Source organism: Candidatus Cloacimonas sp. (assembly GCA_039680785.1).
Taxonomy (GTDB): domain Bacteria; phylum Cloacimonadota; class Cloacimonadia; order Cloacimonadales; family Cloacimonadaceae; genus Cloacimonas.
Genome location: JBDKSF010000099.1, coordinates 1 through 17,162, shown reverse-complemented (window position 1 = coordinate 17,162; position 17,162 = coordinate 1). Strand labels below are relative to the sequence as shown.

Sequence of the window (17,162 nt, the reverse complement as noted above, 5' to 3'; positions counted from 1 at the left end):
TTAGTCCCCCTCAATCATAATATTGGCAGAAAGCATTCCTTTGATATGAATATAATCCCCACTGCTGGCATAAATGCTTACAGGCGCTCCTGTCTCTTCAAAACTAAAAGACCAACGCATATATACCTGCTCTGCCGTAAATACATTTAGCTCTGCTTTATCTATTTCCAGCCCCACATTCTGAAAACCGGGAACCTGATCACCGCTGTGAATGGTGGCTTCTTTCATAATAGAATAAGTATCGGGATTATGGATATCGATATTGGGAGTATTGCTGAAATATAACTTAGCAGTTGCTCCAATGGGAAGAGTATTTTGAATATCCAGATTTAAGGAAGCGCTCCTTGCATTATCCCTGATAGCTTCTCGATTATCTTCAGGGATAAGGAATTCCTGCTCTTCGTTTATAACAATCTCATAATTATGCAAAGTAAAAGTAAGCGGCGCTCTAATTAGATAATCTAAATGCATATTATCAGTTGGTTTCACGCTGCCTACGTTATCGCCGCTGTCTATCAAAAACTCTCCTCCGATAACCTGAATGGAGGTAGGCATAATTTGCAAAAGTTCTTGGATATTATCCGATAAAAGCATAGTCATAACTATAGGTCCATCTTCGGTGGCAGGGTCTATTTGGAACTCTTCTCCGTTTTCATCCAAAATATCAATAACGCAGCTTTCACCCTCTGCGTTAATGGCTTTCAGCTGCCCAGAAAAGGTTGCCCCAAACCCAATATAATTCTGCAAAGTAAGTTGCAGCGATGCCTCCTGCAGATTGATCGCATTATTTAACCCATAAGGATAATCAATGTTCAGAAAAGAATCTGAGTCCTCTAAAGAGACAGGATAATTATGCAAGCGACCTTTGAATTTCCCTAAACTGATCATTGAATCCGCTTTAAAATCCAAAGTTGCCACCTGCATTCCCGCTGGCATTGAAGGAGTAACCTGAAGGGAGATATGAAGCTGCGAAATAATTTCAGTGGAATTTGCCAAGCCCAAATGCATTCCTTGCAGATTGGTGGAATTCCAGTTTCCGGAGTTATCGGAATAGATGGTCAGATTTTGGCCATCCGGATAATAAATATCGGAGAATACAATTGCTATTTGCTGAACTCCAGGATCAATATCTCGTAAGCGGCTTTCAAAAATACCTTCGGCAATTTCTGCATAAGCAATTTCCAATGTTCCCGTTTGATCAAAGAAGGGGACATCAAAAGCATAACTGGAACCAAAAATGGGAATGCCGGGGACATTAACATTGGGGTTAAAAGGTAAATTACCAAATTCGTTAGTGGTTGCTTCACCATTGGCAGTTACCGTTAATACATCATTTTCGCCTAAAACAATGTTTACTGAATCCACCAAATCGGATACATAAAATAGTTCATTGATGAGCGGAACCTTCAAGTCAACAACCCAGCTTGGAAGCGTGGGTTTTTTAACTTCACAGGCACTTAGGAGAATTAAAGCGGTGATGAGAATGAGGTAAAACTTCTTCATATCAATATCCTTTGCTTATTATGTCTTTTCCTTATGTCTTTTTGCCAGATGGATAGAAAAATATCTCTGTCTGCCAAATAATATACTCTTTCTTAAAGCAAAAATCAAGCCGTTTTGCCATTTCTGCTTTATAATTTCTATAGATATGATAAGCGATTGTTACCCTTTGGCAAGTTTTTTCCCCATAACCGTTCTGGGAAGGCAAAATGTCCTTATCAAACTTCTCTCAAACACCTTATCGCTGCAATTGAAATATGGTAACTTTATAACTTGATGATAGGAAGGCGATAAGGATGTTTTAGTATCCAAACAAATATGCTACGCTTTTTTAAAACGCTCCGCTTATATATAATGCAGAATCAGCGCTCCCAAAAGCTCCTTTGGCTGGGGAAATTCAAACTATAGGGAAATTCTTCTTCTCCCGGTTATATGCCCATTTTTTGACAAGCCATCCGGGCTGCTTCCTGATGAGCATTTTTCTTGGTAGTTCCTTTACCGACTCCTAAAAGCTTAGTTCCCCAACGCACTTCCACTACAAAGACCTTTTTGTGTTCAGGACCTTGTTCCGCTACGGTTACATAAGTGGGTGGTTCCTGATTTCTGCTTTGCATATATTCTTGCAAAATACTTTTATAGTTAATTAGCTCATCTCGGTTAACAATCTCCTGATAATTTTCCAAGATGAAGCGATGAATGAATTTGCCGGCGGCGGTTATTCCATTATCCAAATATATGGCACAAATCAAAGCTTCCATAGTATCTGAAAGAATGGAAGATTTGGATGCGCCTCCGGCTTGTTGCTCTTCTGGACTTAAAAGGAGATATTTACCCAAATCGATGGCATTGGCTTTTAAAGTTAGATATGTCTCAGAAACGATTTTTGATTTCAACTTGGAAAGCTTGCCTTCCTGTTCGTCCGGATTTTGGGTAAACAGTTCTTTGCTGACAATGAATCCAAGAATGGAATCGCCTAAAAATTCCATGCGTTCAAAGGGAGAGGGTGTTTTATGTTCATCCAGATGACGATGCAAATAGGACTTATGCGTTAAGGCAGCTTTCAATAAAGTGGGGTCATGAAATGTATAATTAATTTTCTTTTGCAGCTGAGAAAGGGATTTTTCCCATTTTGGATACTGTTCAGTTATTTTTTTACTGTTAACATAATCCACAATCAGTGATATGATTGATTTCATCCTTTTCTCTCTCACAATCACCCACCCCGTTTGGCTAATTATAACTTCTAATTATAATTGCAGAATTATGACCTCCAAAACCGAGCGAATTGGAAAGGGCTATATTCACTTTATGATTAACTGCTTTATTGGGAGTGTAATCCAGATTACATTCAGGATCAGGATGCATCAAATTTATGGTAGGGTGGATGATACCCGTTTGGATTGTCTTAATGCAAACGATGGCTTCAATTCCTGCCGCGGCACCTAACATATGCCCAACCATACTTTTGGTGGAATTAATCTTCACTTTGTAGGCATAATCACCAAAGACGGTTTTGATGGATTGAGTTTCACCTTTGTCGTTTAAAGGCGTGGAAGTTCCATGCGCATTGATATAATCAATGTCTTCAGGGTTAATGCCGGCATCTTTTATGGCCATTAACATCGCTCTGGCACTGCCTTCACCGTTTTCTGTGGGAGCTGTAATATGATACGCATCTTCTGAAGCGCCATAGCCAACTAATTCCGCATAAATTTTTGCTCCTCTTGCCAATGCATGTTCAAGTTCTTCCAAAACAAGCAGAGCGGCTCCTTCGCTCATAATAAAACCATCGCGCTCAGCATCAAATGGACGGGATGCTACATGGGGCTCTTCATTATGAGTGGAAAGGGCTCGCATTGCTGAAAATCCACCCATCGCCAAAGGAGTTACAGCTGCTTCAGCTCCCCCGCTAATAATAATGTCCGCATCTCCATATTGAATAGCTCTGAGCGCAGTTCCCAAAGCATGATTGGCACTGGCACAGGCACTTACAATATTAAAATTTATGCCCTTAAAATTATGTTCTATGCTGATATGAGCAGCCGCAATGTTACCAATCATTTTGGGAATAAAGAAAGGGCTTATTCTACGCGGACCTTGAGTGTAATTCTTTATGCATTCTTCTTCAAAAGTCATTATTCCGCCAATACCTGCACCGGTAATAACCCCTGTTCTATCCGGATCAAATGAACCAGGAATTAAACCTGCATCCGCAATTGCTTCTCTGGCGGCTATCATTGCATATTGAGCATATAAATCCAGCTTTTTGATCTCTTTATGGTCAAAATGCTCTTCGGGATCATAATTCTTCACTTCGGCAGCTATCTTAACCGATAAGTTACTGGAATCAAATCTGGTAATCAATTCCACTCCAGAAACACCGTCAATCAGTGACTGCCAGGTTTGGGAAACATTATTGCCAACAGGGGTGATGGCACCCATACCAGTTATAACAACTCTTCTCTTGGACATATAAACCTCATTGCTAATTTATAGTTGATATGTTAAATGGATCATTCATACAATTCTATCTCTACCTTTTATCAAGGTATAATAATAATCTTAGAAAGGGTGGATACAATCCTGATCCAATTTAACTGATCAGGATTGCTCCACAACAGGAGAATGGGTATTTTTTACTCCAGTTTTTCCTTCAGATAGTCAATAGCTTGGCCAACGGTCTTCAGTTTATCCTGATCTTCTTCCGGAATACTGAGACCGAATTCTGTTTCAAAAGCCATAACGAGCTCAACTGTATCCAGAGAATCAGCTCGCAGGTCATCAATGAAATTGGCGGAAGGAACTACCTGGGATTCTTCCACTCCCAGTTTATCCATTACGATCTTTTTCACTTTTTCTTCAATATCCATTATTCCTCCTATTGTTATTGAAGTTCTGTTTACACTCTTGGGTATTTAGTGCATTGTTAAACCGCCATCTACGGCGATTGTTTGTCCTGTTATATAACTTCCTGCCTGTGAAGCAAGGAAGAGACATATATTAGCCACATCAGAAGGAGTTCCCATTTTTTGCAGAGGGATAACTTTTGCATATTCAGCTCTGATTTCTGGGCTTAAAGAGGCAGTCATATCTGTCTCTATAAAGCCAGGGGCAACGGCATTAACTCGAATATTTCTACTGCCAAATTCTTTAGCGCAACTTTTGGTGAAGGCAATAAGTCCGCCTTTGGAAGCGGCATAATTTGCCTGACCACTATTTCCCATGATTCCGATTACGCTGGCAATATTGATAATAGAGCCGCTCCGTTCTCGCATCATATATTTGAACACCTTTTGTGTACAGAGAAAACTGCCTTTCAGGTTTATATCCATAACTGATTGCCAGTCCTCTTCTTTCATACGAATAAGGAGATTATCACGCGTAATGCCTGCATTGTTGATCAGGCAGTCAATAGTTCCATTTTTATCGGCAATGTCGGCAAAGATACTTTCTATATTTTTGCCGTCGGTTACATTTCCTACATAACCGAAAGAACGAGAACCTTCTTTATTCAATTCGGATATTGCTTGTTCCACTGCATCGGCGGCAATGTCTATAATAATTACTTTGGCGTTTGCTTTTGCAAAAGCGGTAGCTATGGCAAAACCAATGCCGCGAGCAGCGCCAGTAATAACTATAACTTTATCGGTAAAATCCAGTTTCATTATTTCCTCATTAAGTTGTTTTGCATAAAAACATATTAACCTGTCACAGACACAACGGCATCTATGTCTTCATATTTGTCAATGGAAAAAACTTCCACCTCTTTATTTATATTTCTGATCATTCCGCTCAAAACCCTCTGGGGACCAAATTCTATAAAACGCTGAACTCCCTGCGAAATCATATATTGAACACTTTGCACCCAAAGAACGGGAGAAACAATTTGACGCGCCAGTAATTCTCTTTCTTCTTCTCCCTTGGTAACGGGGATTGCCGTCACATTGGAAATTACCGGAATACTGATGTCTAAAAAGTCAAATTGCTGCATTTCTTCTTTTAACCAGTCGCTGGCTTTAGCTATTAAAGGAGTGTGAAATGGACCTCCCACCACCAAAGGAATGACTCTTTTGGCGCCATTCATTTTGGCTAATTCACCGGCTCTTGCCACTCCTTCTTCCGTTCCGGATATCACTGTTTGGGAAGGAGTATTGAAATTTACCGCCTGAACTAATCCCACCACCGATGCCTGATTACAGATCTGAATAACTTGTTCCGGGTCCAAGCCAATAACTGCACTCATTCCAAAAGGAACATCCGCATTGGCTTTGATCATAAATTCGCCTCTTTTGTGCACTAAATGCAATGCCTCAGAAAGAGTAATCATTCCACAAGCGACCAAAGCGCTGAATTCTCCCAAAGAATGACCTGCCGTAAAATCCGGTTTTAGGTTACTTGCTTCCCGAAATGCCTTTAAGGCGGCTATACTATGAAATAAAATAGCGGGCTGAGTATAGCTGGTTAATTTTAGGATTTCTTCCGGTCCGGAAAACATTACATCCTTTAAAGTCGTATTATGCTTATCGTCAAAATTATCCAACGCTTCTTCCAAGGCAGGATACTTCTGCACAAAATCATTTGCCATTCCTACATACTGAGCGCCCTGACCGGGGAAAACGAAAGCTGTCTTCATAATTTTACCTCTTTAGTATAGTTGGAACTTGCCAAAGTCCCCTATTTTATTTTCCGGAAGATTTGCCTCCTCCGGATGCTTAATAGCGTGCTAAAATACTACCCCAGGTTAAGCCAGCTCCGAAAGAAGTTAACAAGATTAAATCGCCGCGTCGGATTTTTTGATTGCGAATTGCCTCATCCAAAGCTATGGGAATGGTGGCAGAGGAAGTATTTCCGTATTTTTCTATATTAACGATTACTTTGCTCATCGGCACTTTCAGCTTATCCGCCAAATTTTCAATAATGCGCAGATTTGCCTGATGAGGTATTATCCAATCAATATCTTCGGCAGTAAGGTTATTGCGTTTTAGCACTTCATCGGTAACGGCATACATACTTTTAATGGCACTTTTAAAAATTCGGTTGCCTTCCATATAGACAGTATGGAGGTTTTTTTCCACTGTTTCCTTGCTGGCAGGCATACGAGAGCCACCGGCATATTGGATTAAATTTTCTCCCTGGCTGCCATCGGCATATATTTTACTGTCTATAATCCGGGAAATTTCACTGGATTCGGCTCTACTAACAATGGCAGCGCCTGCACCGTCACCAAAAAGAACACAAGTATTACGATCTTTCCAGTTGGTGATTTTGGTGAGGATTTCCACTCCGACAACTAAAATATTTTGCACTGTTCCGCTTTGGATATATTGGCGGGCAACATCAGTAGCGTAAATGAAACCTGTGCATCCAGCGGAAACATCAAAAGCAGGTATGTCTTTCAAACCCAATCTTTTTTGCAAAATACAGGCAGTGGAAGGAAAAGGATGATCGCCAGATATGGTGGCTACAATTATTTGGTCTATATCTTTATATTTTACCGATGAACTTTCAATGGCTCTGGTAGCCGCTTCAATAGCCAGATCGCTGGCAGCTTGATTTTTATCGGCAATATGTCTTTCAAACATTCCAGTGCGTGTTCTAATCCATTCATCGCTTGTTTCCACGATTTTTTCCAGATCGAAGTTATTCAAAACTTTCTGGGGAACATAGCTACCGAAGGAAGAAAATTTAGCATAGTAATTGGGCATAATTAACTCCTCTCAAAATAATCGCGAGCGTGTTTTAAAAAGTCGGATTCGGCAATTCTATCCGCAAAGCGAACGGCATTTTTAATCGCTTTGGCATTACTGCGTCCATGTGCCACAACGGAAATACCGTTTAATCCAACCAATAAAGCACCGCCGTATTCAGTATGGTCCAGTTTATTTTTCATATACGAATAAACGGGATAGGATAGCAGCGAACCGATTTTGGCTATCCAGTCCTTATTTATCTGTTCTTTCAGTATTTCAAAAATAGAAAAGCCCACGCCCTCAACCGTTTTTAACACAATATTACCTACAAATCCATCGCAGACAACCACATCCGTGATCCCGCGCATTATATCTTTCCCTTCAATGTTGCCTGTGAAATTTAGGTCTTTATCGCTGCTTAACAGTTGATATGCCTCTTTTGTAGTGGCATTACCTTTGGCGCTTTCTTCCCCAATATTGAGTAGCGAAATGCGCGGCTTTGCTTCTTTAAAAAAATATTCAAAATACATACTTCCCAGTTTGGCAAATTGCACCAAATTTTCAGCCGTGCAATCTACATTGGCACCCATATCAAGTAATATTTGATGCCCTACCTGAGTAGGAAAAACAACTGCTATAGCCGGTCTTTGCACATTTTTTATTCTTCCATATATTAGTAGCGAAGCAGCCATAACTGCACCTGTGTTTCCTGCACTTACCGCAGCATCGGCAAGACCTTGTTGATGCAATTCAATCGTTTTCACCAGGGAGGAATCCTTTTTAGTTCTAACCGCTAAAGCAGAACTATCTCCCATTTCAATTCTCTGACTGGCGTTAACGATGCTTATCCGGTTGGGAGGATAAAAGAACTTGCCCAGTTCAGTTTTGATTATCTCTTCATTTCCCACCAAGATAACTTCATCACAGAGGTCTTCTTTGATAGCAAGAACTGCGCCTTCAATTTCCGGAAAAGGGGCATTATCACTTCCGAAAGCATCTACGGCAATGCGCACTTTACTCCTTTACGGTCAATATCTTTTTGCCATTGTAAGTGCCGCATTTTTCACAGATATGATGCGAACGAACCGGCTCTCCACATTTACCACAAGTGCTAAATTGCGGAGGAGTTAAAGCATCATGGGTTCTGCGTTTATCTCTACGGCTTTTGGAGGTTCTTCTTTTAGGAACTGCCATTTTTATTCTCCTTGATTTTCATCTTGTAAATATTACAAAAAAGCGCTCAACCAAGGGCAGCATTATCTCACTTTCCTTTTTTAACATTAAGCGCCATAGCATTATCCAAGTTTTGAGGATAAACTTAAATAATACCATTTTTGTCAATCAAAATATCTGCTTACCTATTTATCTTATTGTCTTTTATGCGGATAGGATACGCTGTCTGGTCTGTGAAAAAAACTTATTCCGGCGGCTGACAATTTTGAAAACAGTTCTGGCAGGAATCAAAGACAAAATGTGTCTCTTGCTGCATAGCTCAATTATCTTTATCCGTTTGGATGGCTTGCACGGTTAAATGACCCTTTTTAGACCTGTGCCTTCCAGCATAATTGCCGCACCTATTTTAGCTCTCCCTTTGTCTATTTTGGCGTTGAAAACTTCTGTCGCTTATCCCTTTTTTCTTACTATTCTCTTATCAACCTCTCCTCATCCACTCCTCCTTCTCTCCTCCCGCCCTCATCCTAAACGATGAGCGAGAGAGGCGGGGAAGAGGAGAAGTGCATAAGATAATGGCAGATAAGCAATATTCTATCTTTTGGCAAACAGGACTATAATTGCCTCTAACTTCCATACTGACAAGATAATAGTAATGAATCAGACAATAAATGAGTAGATCAAACCAATCTGTTTGGAATGGATATTGCATTATTTTTAAAGTATTATGAAGAAAATTTTTGTTATCCTTATTTGTCTGTTTCTGATGAGTGAATTTTATGCCATAGCAAGGCAAAACGATGCTTCCAAGCATCCTCTTTATGCCAATGACCTTGTAAAAATTAAGCTTAGTTCAGAAGCGGTGCTTCGCTCCCAATTGCCTTTAACAGCTTACGCTGAAAGTGAAAAAACCAACCTTAACGAGCTGGATCAGCTTTTTGCTCTGAATGGGGTTACTTCCATTGTCCGGGCTCATATTTCTGCCAAAGATAAAAACTGGGTTGCCAGAACGGGTTTTGATCGCTGGTTTTTACTCCGTTTGGATGGCAGCAAAAAGGTGGAACAAGTATTATCTAACCTGAAAAAAAATCGCTATATAGAAAAGGCAATTCCGGAATACTATTTCTCTTTGGACATTGCCCCCAACGATCCTTTGTATCCAAATAACTGGGGACACAATAATACAGCTCAGTTACCTGCTTATGAAGGCGATTCTCATAGCGGACCCGGCGTGGGAATTGTTGGTTTTGATAGTGATGCGGAACTTGCTTGGGATTATTCTCAGGTCTATGGAGATTCCACTATAATCATTGCTATTCTGGATACAGGCGTGGATACCGCACATCCTGATTTGCGACTGATAACTGGTTATGATTTTGGTGATAATGACGACGACCCAATGGATGATAGTTGGGAAGCGGGACATGGAACTTGCACTTCGGGAATTGCTGCTGCCATAGCCAATAATAATTTAGGGGTAGCTGGCATTGCTGGTGGCTGTAGTGTTATGCCTTTAAAAGTTGCCGACAGCGAAGGAAATTTAACTTATACTGCCGCTGCCAATGCACTTATTTATGCTGCCGATCATAATGCCAATGTAGTTAGTATGAGTTTTGGTTCGTCTTCGGAAGTGGGAGAAAATCCTGATATGGATAATGCCATCGAATATGCTTATGATAATGGAGTAGTGATATTTGCCAGTGCGGGAAATACCAATGGTTCCGATATGCAATACCCGGCTAAACATCCAGATATAATAGCAGTGGGTGCGGCAAGTCCTTCCGGAGAAAGAAAAAATCCTGCTTCTTCCGATGGAGAATTTTGGTGGGGTTCTACCTATGGTGCAAATCAACAAGATGCAGCCGATGCCATTGATATAATGGCTCCTACAATTCTTCCCAGCACAGATATCAGCGGAGAAAATGGTTATTCCAATGATGATTATTATATGTGGTTCAATGGAACTTCTTGTTCCAGTCCTTATGCGGCAGGGGTGGCTGCTTTGGTTTTATCAATGAATCCCGATTTAACTCCCGCGGAAGTGAGAACAATACTTACAACCACAGCTACGGATATGACAGAAGACACGGCAGAAGGTTGGGACAGATGGACCGGTTATGGATTGGTCAATGCCGAACAAGCACTCCTTTTAGCTAATCCGGGTATGCCTCAATGCCATATTGTATATCCTTTTAATAATACTGGTTTTGATCTGAACTCCATCATCAATGTTCAGGTTGCGGCTGCTGATTCGGTTGAACGCAGTGTAATGCAAGTGGGTTTTTATCTGGATGATAATACAGAAGCTGAATTTACGGACTTGGTAGCTCCCTATGAATGGACTTGGAATACAGCTGGTTATGCTTTAGGTATGCACATTATCAAAGCCGTGGCCATAGATAATGACAATAATCATCGCCAACATCAAGTTATCGTTTCTCTGTTAAATCCGGCAAATGATGGTTTTGAGAGTGGTGATTTTTCCGGTCTGAACTGGCATAATCAAAGCTCTTCACCTTGGACTGTGCAAAACGATGCTTATTTTTCAGGGTCTTATTCAGCGCGTTCTGGTTCCATAGACATAGGCAGCATAACGGAACTAAAGCTAAAAGTTAATATAACGCAAGAGGGAGACATCAATTTTTATCGGAAGGTGTCTTCTCTGACGAATGGCGGTTTTTTGCGTTTTTATATAGATGGAGAACTTCAAGGTGAATGGAGTGGAGAAAAGGACTGGTCTTTGATTAGTTTACCGGTGGAAATTGTTTTACGAACTTTCTCTTGGAAATATGAAAAAAATGCCAATGGAGCAGGAGGCGATGATTGCTGCTGGATAGATCATATTATACTGCCTGCCAACACACCTTATTTTTGGCCCCCCCAAAATCTTACGGCTGCAGGTGGTTATGGATTTGTGTTGATTTATTGGCAAGCGCCGGAAGCTGGAAATCCCATCAGTTATAATATTTACCGCAATGATGTGCTGCTAACTAATTATCCCTCCAACAGATATACGGATACCGATGTTGTTAACGGAACCTCTTATACATATAGAATTGTAGCTGTATTTGCCAATGGCGAATCGGAATCCACGGAAAGTCAAACTGCCACGCCAACTTCTGAAGTTATAACTGAAACAATAATTGGCGTTGGAACAACTGCTACATCCAATAATGGAGGTTGTCCCATCAATAATTATCGCAAAAGTTTGCATGGTCAGATGGTTTATACTGCCAGAGAACTAAATTTGCAGGGCGTTTTTGGTCCCACAAACATTACGCGTTTGGGTTTTTATGTAGATTCAGCACCGCTGTATGCACTGCCCAATTTCAAAATTAGGATAGCACATACAACTGCGGAAAATGCAGCGCAATGGCATTCGGAAAATCTGGTTGTTTGCTATCAGACAGATAATTACAGACCCGTAGCCGGCAATTATGATATGCTTACTTTATCAACTCCTTTTCTCTGGAATGGAATTGATAATATTGTTATAGACACGGCTTTTAATTTAACTCCGGCGACTTCTGCCTCCGGAACGGTTTTCTATTCTGAAGTTGCAAACGGATATCTTTATACTCGCAGTAATACAGCCGATCAGACAGATGAATTCACGGACGGAGTTTTAGTGACAGCTCGGCCTAACTTGAAGTTATCCATTTTAACTCAGCCGGAAATAACCCTAAACACCACTTCTCTTTCTTTTGGCAATGTTCTTGCTGGATTTCAAACAAGCAAAACATTCAATATCACCAATAGCGGAACGGGTTATTTGAGTGGCGAAATTACAATGCCGAATGGATTTTATCTTTCCGTCAATGGCGAACAATTAAATTCAATGACCTATGCCATTAATGCCGATAGCACCTCTGTTTTTACCGTTCTTTTCGCGCCCGATTCTCCCGGGGTTTATGATGGTAACATAGAAATTTCTCATAATGCAGAAAGTGAAACAAGATATATTATGTTGAACGCTGTTTCACTCATTGCTCAAACCACTCCGTTCATTGATGGCTTTGAAAACGGCTTCAGCAATTGGTGTTTTGCCAATGAAGAGCAAACGAATAAATGGTTTTTTGGCTCAACTGCTCCGCAAGCGGGAACCAATGGACTTTTCATTAGCGGCGACGGAGGCAATAATAATACTTATCTTACCAACAGAGCATCCATCAGTTATGCTTATAGAGACATTCAAATTCCGGAAGGAACCGAAAATGCCAAACTGCGTTTCTCTTGGAAATGCGTGGGAGAAGGAACAGGACCCTATTTTGATTTCCTTAGGGTTTTTTGTGTGGATCCCAATGTAATTCCGCAAGCGGGAATTATGCTTGGCAATGAACACCTCGGAGGAACTTTGAATCTTTCCAATGTTTGGAAGGAAGCCGATGTTGATCTTCCCCAAACAATCTCCGGAGGAGCCAAAAGAATCGTTTTTGCTTGGAGAAATGATTCCTCGGGAGGAAATCAACCTCCAGCCGCAATTGATAATATGCGCGTGCTTTTAAATAGCTATACTGATTATGCTTTCGTTTCCGATAGTTTAGCTACAGTTAATATTCCAGCCGTTTCCGATACTTTGGGGCATACATTTCACACCAATTTAATTATTTCTGGCATTACCAATCCCTCAGAGCATTTGTGGATTACTTCCGGTTTTGCCTCTCTCAATGAACCCTTTTCCGATACGGGATTGGATTTTACCATTAGCGGAGCCAATTTTAGCGGAGCGGAAATAACCTTTAATTATGATTGGGGCTATATTCCAAGTTATCTTGGCTATAAAATTGACGGAAAAGGTATATGGATGACTCATAGTGCGGATCCTGATTGGACTACTTCTACCGCTCATTTTACCATTCCCGTTTATTATGGAAACACCACTCAGATTTCTTTCTGTTTTCCGCAACAAAATAATTTGGTGTCGCCCTATCAACCCGATTTTACTGCGGCTCTGAATGATAGAAATAAAGTTGTTCTCTCCTGGAAAAATAACTTCGGAGGGGGCATTTCTTCGTATCAAATCTGGCGTGGAAGCTCTCATCTCCTCAGTTCAGCCGTTCAGGTAAGCGATTTTATTCCGGAGAGTGAAACCCAAGAAAATTATTATACTTATACGGATTCAACCACAGTGGCTTACACTCGTTATTATTATTGGCTGAAAATTACCAATATAGACGAATCAGCCGCTTTTTGGGGTTCGGTTTTAATTACCACTTCAAATGATCCACCTCTTCCACCCCCTCCGGAAACAGCTTTAATTGGCATTTATCCCAATCCTTTCAAACCGCTTGCTAAGATTGAGTATTCCATCAAAGCAGCAGGAAAAGTAGAATTTAAAATCTATAACTATAAAGGCCAGCTGGTAAATAGCTTTTCCCAGTCACATTCAGCTCCCGGCATCTATACTTACGAATTTAACGGCCATAACAGCAAAGGCAGGGACTTAGCCAGCGGACTTTATATCCTTTATATGAAAGTTGGCAATAAGACCTTCGTGCACAAAATGGTGAAGACAAAGTAAAGGCAACGAGGAAGTTAAAAATCTTCCCAAGGGCTATTAACTACCTCCTCAACACACCCTTATTGGAGCGTAGTTAAATGCTTGTGACACAGAGGAATCATTAACGACCCAGTAACGCATCCGTAACACTGCCGTTATGCCGCTACGGAAATGTAACTGATGCGTTACTTTGGCACAAAAGAATAGTGCTTGGGCTGAATATTGTTTAAACCGCTTGCATCTTGGCATTAAACAAAACCTGAGGAAGTAGTGAAATACTTTCCGCTTCGCTCTTTGCTGGCGAAATTGAGGCAAGGAAAAGAGCCAAAACCAAACATTTTTAATATGATAGCCACCCAAAATTGAGGCACTTCCGTAAAATAAATCGATTGACAGAATTGACCCTAAAGAAGAAGTATGATTCTATGAATAAAAGGAGTTTAGAATGGCGTCAACACTTGTTTTAGGATGTATGTGGGGTGATGAAGGCAAAGCTAAAATAGTTGACTACTTAGCTTCCCAGGCAGATTATGTTGTCCGCTTTCAGGGTGGCAGCAATGCCGGTCATACCATTGTTTATGAAAAACAGAAATATATCTTGCACACCATACCTTCCGGAATATTATATCCCAAAGCTAAATGTTTAATCGGGGCGGGTGTTTTGATAGATCCGGAGGCGGTCTTGGCAGAAATTGCCAACTTACAAAAAGCGGGTATCAGTTTTAAAAATCGCTTGCTCATTGATTTACGCGCCGGGATAATAATTCCTTTGCACAAACAACTGGACAGGGTAACGGAACAAAAGCTGAAAAAAGCCAAAATTGGCACCACCGGCAAAGGCATAGGTCCCGCTTATAGTGATCTCACTGCCAGAATTGGAATTCGATTGGAAGACCTTGCATACCCAGATTATTTGGCTGAACGCTTAAAACATATTTATGCTTATCATCATCAAAAAATCAACTCAGTGGAACTGAACGAACAAATTGCTGAACTGCAAACTGCTTGGAAATATTTAAAACAATATGCCGGTGATGTGGAAACCCTCTTGAACGAAATGGATGACGCTAAAAACATTCTCTTTGAAGGGGCGCAGGGAACTCTTTTGGATTTAAATTTCGGAACCTATCCTTATGTAACATCTTCGCGGGTGATGACCGATGCCGTTGGCATTGGCACTGGTTTTTCCGCGCGGCGTATAAATAATGTTTACGGAGTTTTTAAGGCATATACTACAAGGGTGGGAGAAGGTCCTTTCCCAACGGAAATTAAGAATGAAACGGCTGAAAAAATCAGAACCACCGGAAATGAATATGGTTCCACGACAGGAAGACCCAGAAGAATTGGTTGGTTTGATGGTGTGGCGGCGAAATATTCCGCTCGGATAAATGCTTTGGATTCTGCCGTAATAACCTGTTTGGATGTGCTGAAAGGCATAGAACAAGTTAAAATCTGTGTCGCTTATGAATATGATGGCAAATTATACAAAAGCTTAAACTTGCCTCCTTTCCTGCAAGGAAAAATTGAACCTGTTTATGAAAATTTCGCAGGATGGGATGTGGAACTTGGCAATTGCAAAAGTAAAAATCAATTACCTCAGTCAACCAGGATTTATCTGGAAGCAATCGAGGACTTTTTAGCCACGCCTGTTTCTCTTGTTTCGGTTGGCAGAGAGAGAGAACAAACATTTATCATAAAAGGAAAAAAGAGGTAACTGCAAATGCTACGACGCATATTATCCACCCTTATTTTCTGCCTGATGTTTGGTTTTTTACTGGCTCAAGCGGATTCATTATATCTACCTCAATTTGCCAGCCCCTATTATGATTCCTTCAGCAGAAATTATAATGGAACAACTGCTGCCGGAAGAGGTTATACTGGCGCAGCAATTTTAGGTTCAGCTGAAAATGCGTTGCTAAATCCTGCTTCGGTAATTCCGGACTCTGCATTGGTTTATCTGGAAATGAATGTGAAACCATCTCTGGAAGCAGTAGGATATCCTATGTATGCTAATTATGTATCATCCGCCCCTTTGGGTATGTTTGTCCTGAGTGCAAAAATGGGTGATAAATTATCTTGGGCCTTGCTATATAATAATCCCAAATCCATAACTCTAAAGGACTTTTCTTTTTACACCAATCAAGGACAAAGTATTTTGCAACGCTTTCCCACTTATAATCTACATCAAGCTACGGCTATGCTTTCTTATCATAATGGACCACTGCATTTGGGATTGAATCTGCACAATCAAATCCACTATATTGATGATCCCATATTTTTACGGACTTACGAAAGAATAAATGACTATCAATATAATTGGCGCATTCAACCCGGTATAATTTATCAGCTTGGTTCCACCAATATTGGCTTCAGTATGATGCCCGCATCTAATTTTGATTGGGATTTGAAATATGCCGTTTACGAGGCAGTTTTGCCTATGTGGATGACTGCTGGGGTGCAATTTGGCAAACCAGATTTAAGATTTGCCTTTGATGCCGAGTGGGAACAATGTAGTGATATATCCGATAGTTTTGATGATCGTTACACCTTCAAAGCAGGGCTGGAAAAGAAAAAAGACAATCTAATTTACCGTTTGGGTTATCATTACGCATCCAATGTCTATAGTGGAAATATCTATTTGGCTAAGAATTACGCTCTTCCTGATACTTCCAATGCTTGGGATTCGGTGCCGGAAACCGTTTATATTGATGATAACGCTCAGCATTCTCTCACCGCGGGTTTGAGCTATTATCATAAATATGGAGTTCTAAATCTTGCCATTATGCAAGTTATTTCCGGAAAAGTAACTAAAACGCAGTTAAACCTTTCGCTCAGTTTGTATTTGAAGTATATTTTCAGTAAAAAGGAACTCTATCTGTATGATTAGTCCCGAGGTTCAAATTCGGAAAATTGACAGTTACAATTTGCCCGAAATAGAAGAGGCAGTGGCTGCTTATTTCTCTGCTATCAATAGCCATAAACTTAGCCACAGTAAAAGGGTATTGATAAAACCCAATGCTCTGGGCGCTTATGCTCCGGAAAGAGCCGTAACCACTCATCCAGTTGTTTTGGAAGCAGTTATACGCTATTTTCTGAATAAGAAAAAAGAGATCTGGATTGGAGACAGCCCCGGTGGCTCTTTAGGTTTTGAAACAGTTTGGCAGAGCTGTGGATATTCTTCTTTGGCGGAAAAATATCCTGTGAAAATGGTAAATTTCTCCACTGCAGGTTTTCGGGAAGTTACTTTCGGAAAGCGAACCTACAAAGTAAGTGAAGCATTGTTTCAATGCGGAATAGTCATT

Annotated in this window: 13 protein-coding genes; 4 read left to right on the top strand and 9 right to left on the bottom strand. The window is 40.6% G+C overall.

Going from position 1 to position 17,162, the window contains the following annotated elements; all coding sequences use genetic code 11:
- From ABFC98_07300 to rpmF, 9 genes are all read right to left on the bottom strand, one after another.
- Nucleotides 1–1,503: a hypothetical protein gene (locus ABFC98_07300; protein MEN6445833.1), complete on the bottom strand. Its 1,503-nt coding sequence runs from the start codon at nucleotides 1,501–1,503 to the stop codon at nucleotides 1–3.
- A gap of 425 nt (nucleotides 1,504–1,928) precedes the next feature.
- A complete protein-coding gene (gene rnc, locus ABFC98_07295) occupies nucleotides 1,929–2,696 on the bottom strand; it encodes a ribonuclease III (GenBank protein MEN6445832.1) in 768 nt (255 codons plus the stop codon).
- A 34-nt stretch (nucleotides 2,697–2,730) separates the two neighbouring features.
- Entirely contained in the window at nucleotides 2,731–3,972 is a 1,242-nt protein-coding gene (gene fabF, locus ABFC98_07290; protein ID MEN6445831.1) for a beta-ketoacyl-ACP synthase II, read from the bottom strand.
- Nucleotides 3,973–4,136: 164 nt separating this feature from the next.
- On the bottom strand, nucleotides 4,137–4,370 hold the full coding sequence (locus tag ABFC98_07285) for an acyl carrier protein (protein MEN6445830.1): 234 nt from the start codon (nucleotides 4,368–4,370) through the stop codon (nucleotides 4,137–4,139).
- Nucleotides 4,371–4,415: 45 nt separating this feature from the next.
- Nucleotides 4,416–5,165, bottom strand: coding sequence for a 3-oxoacyl-[acyl-carrier-protein] reductase (gene fabG, locus ABFC98_07280; protein MEN6445829.1), 750 nt, complete (start codon nucleotides 5,163–5,165; stop codon nucleotides 4,416–4,418).
- A 35-nt stretch (nucleotides 5,166–5,200) separates the two neighbouring features.
- Nucleotides 5,201–6,133, bottom strand: coding sequence for an ACP S-malonyltransferase (gene fabD, locus ABFC98_07275; protein MEN6445828.1), 933 nt, complete (start codon nucleotides 6,131–6,133; stop codon nucleotides 5,201–5,203).
- Between the two features lie 79 nt (nucleotides 6,134–6,212).
- Complete coding sequence (locus tag ABFC98_07270; GenBank protein MEN6445827.1) at nucleotides 6,213–7,205, bottom strand: beta-ketoacyl-ACP synthase III; 993 nt, start codon at nucleotides 7,203–7,205, stop codon at nucleotides 6,213–6,215.
- A gap of 2 nt (nucleotides 7,206–7,207) precedes the next feature.
- Entirely contained in the window at nucleotides 7,208–8,203 is a 996-nt protein-coding gene (gene plsX / locus ABFC98_07265; GenBank protein MEN6445826.1) for a phosphate acyltransferase PlsX, read from the bottom strand.
- A 1-nt stretch (nucleotide 8,204) separates the two neighbouring features.
- Entirely contained in the window at nucleotides 8,205–8,384 is a 180-nt protein-coding gene (gene rpmF, locus ABFC98_07260) for a 50S ribosomal protein L32 (GenBank protein MEN6445825.1), read from the bottom strand.
- Nucleotides 8,385–9,087: 703 nt separating this feature from the next.
- Between rpmF and ABFC98_07255 the strand changes: the two genes are divergently transcribed.
- The 4 genes from ABFC98_07255 to ABFC98_07240 all read left to right on the top strand — a co-directional run.
- Nucleotides 9,088–13,881: a S8 family serine peptidase gene (locus tag ABFC98_07255; protein ID MEN6445824.1), complete on the top strand. Its 4,794-nt coding sequence runs from the start codon at nucleotides 9,088–9,090 to the stop codon at nucleotides 13,879–13,881.
- Nucleotides 13,882–14,305: 424 nt separating this feature from the next.
- Nucleotides 14,306–15,574 carry an adenylosuccinate synthase gene (locus ABFC98_07250; protein ID MEN6445823.1) on the top strand — a complete coding sequence of 423 codons (1,269 nt, stop codon included), beginning with the start codon at nucleotides 14,306–14,308 and terminating at the stop codon, nucleotides 15,572–15,574.
- A gap of 6 nt (nucleotides 15,575–15,580) precedes the next feature.
- Entirely contained in the window at nucleotides 15,581–16,747 is a 1,167-nt protein-coding gene (locus ABFC98_07245; protein MEN6445822.1) for a hypothetical protein, read from the top strand.
- Nucleotides 16,740–17,162: DUF362 domain-containing protein (locus ABFC98_07240; GenBank protein ID MEN6445821.1), on the top strand; the 423-nt coding region annotated here is incomplete at its 3' end. The genes ABFC98_07245 and ABFC98_07240, both read left to right, overlap by 8 nt.

Coding starts and splice junctions, on each gene's coding strand:
- rnc (MEN6445832.1), bottom strand. CDS start 2,696: ATGAAATCAATCATATCACTGATTGTGGATTATGTTAACAGTAAAAAA.
- ABFC98_07285 (MEN6445830.1), bottom strand. CDS start 4,370: ATGGATATTGAAGAAAAAGTGAAAAAGATCGTAATGGATAAACTGGGA.
- fabF (MEN6445831.1), bottom strand. CDS start 3,972: ATGTCCAAGAGAAGAGTTGTTATAACTGGTATGGGTGCCATCACCCCT.
- rpmF (MEN6445825.1), bottom strand. CDS start 8,384: ATGGCAGTTCCTAAAAGAAGAACCTCCAAAAGCCGTAGAGATAAACGC.
- fabD (MEN6445828.1), bottom strand. CDS start 6,133: ATGAAGACAGCTTTCGTTTTCCCCGGTCAGGGCGCTCAGTATGTAGGA.
- fabG (MEN6445829.1), bottom strand. CDS start 5,165: ATGAAACTGGATTTTACCGATAAAGTTATAGTTATTACTGGCGCTGCT.
- ABFC98_07255 (MEN6445824.1), top strand. CDS start 9,088: ATGAAGAAAATTTTTGTTATCCTTATTTGTCTGTTTCTGATGAGTGAA.
- ABFC98_07245 (MEN6445822.1), top strand. CDS start 15,581: ATGCTACGACGCATATTATCCACCCTTATTTTCTGCCTGATGTTTGGT.
- ABFC98_07250 (MEN6445823.1), top strand. CDS start 14,306: ATGGCGTCAACACTTGTTTTAGGATGTATGTGGGGTGATGAAGGCAAA.
- ABFC98_07270 (MEN6445827.1), bottom strand. CDS start 7,205: ATGCCCAATTACTATGCTAAATTTTCTTCCTTCGGTAGCTATGTTCCC.
- ABFC98_07300 (MEN6445833.1), bottom strand. CDS start 1,503: ATGAAGAAGTTTTACCTCATTCTCATCACCGCTTTAATTCTCCTAAGT.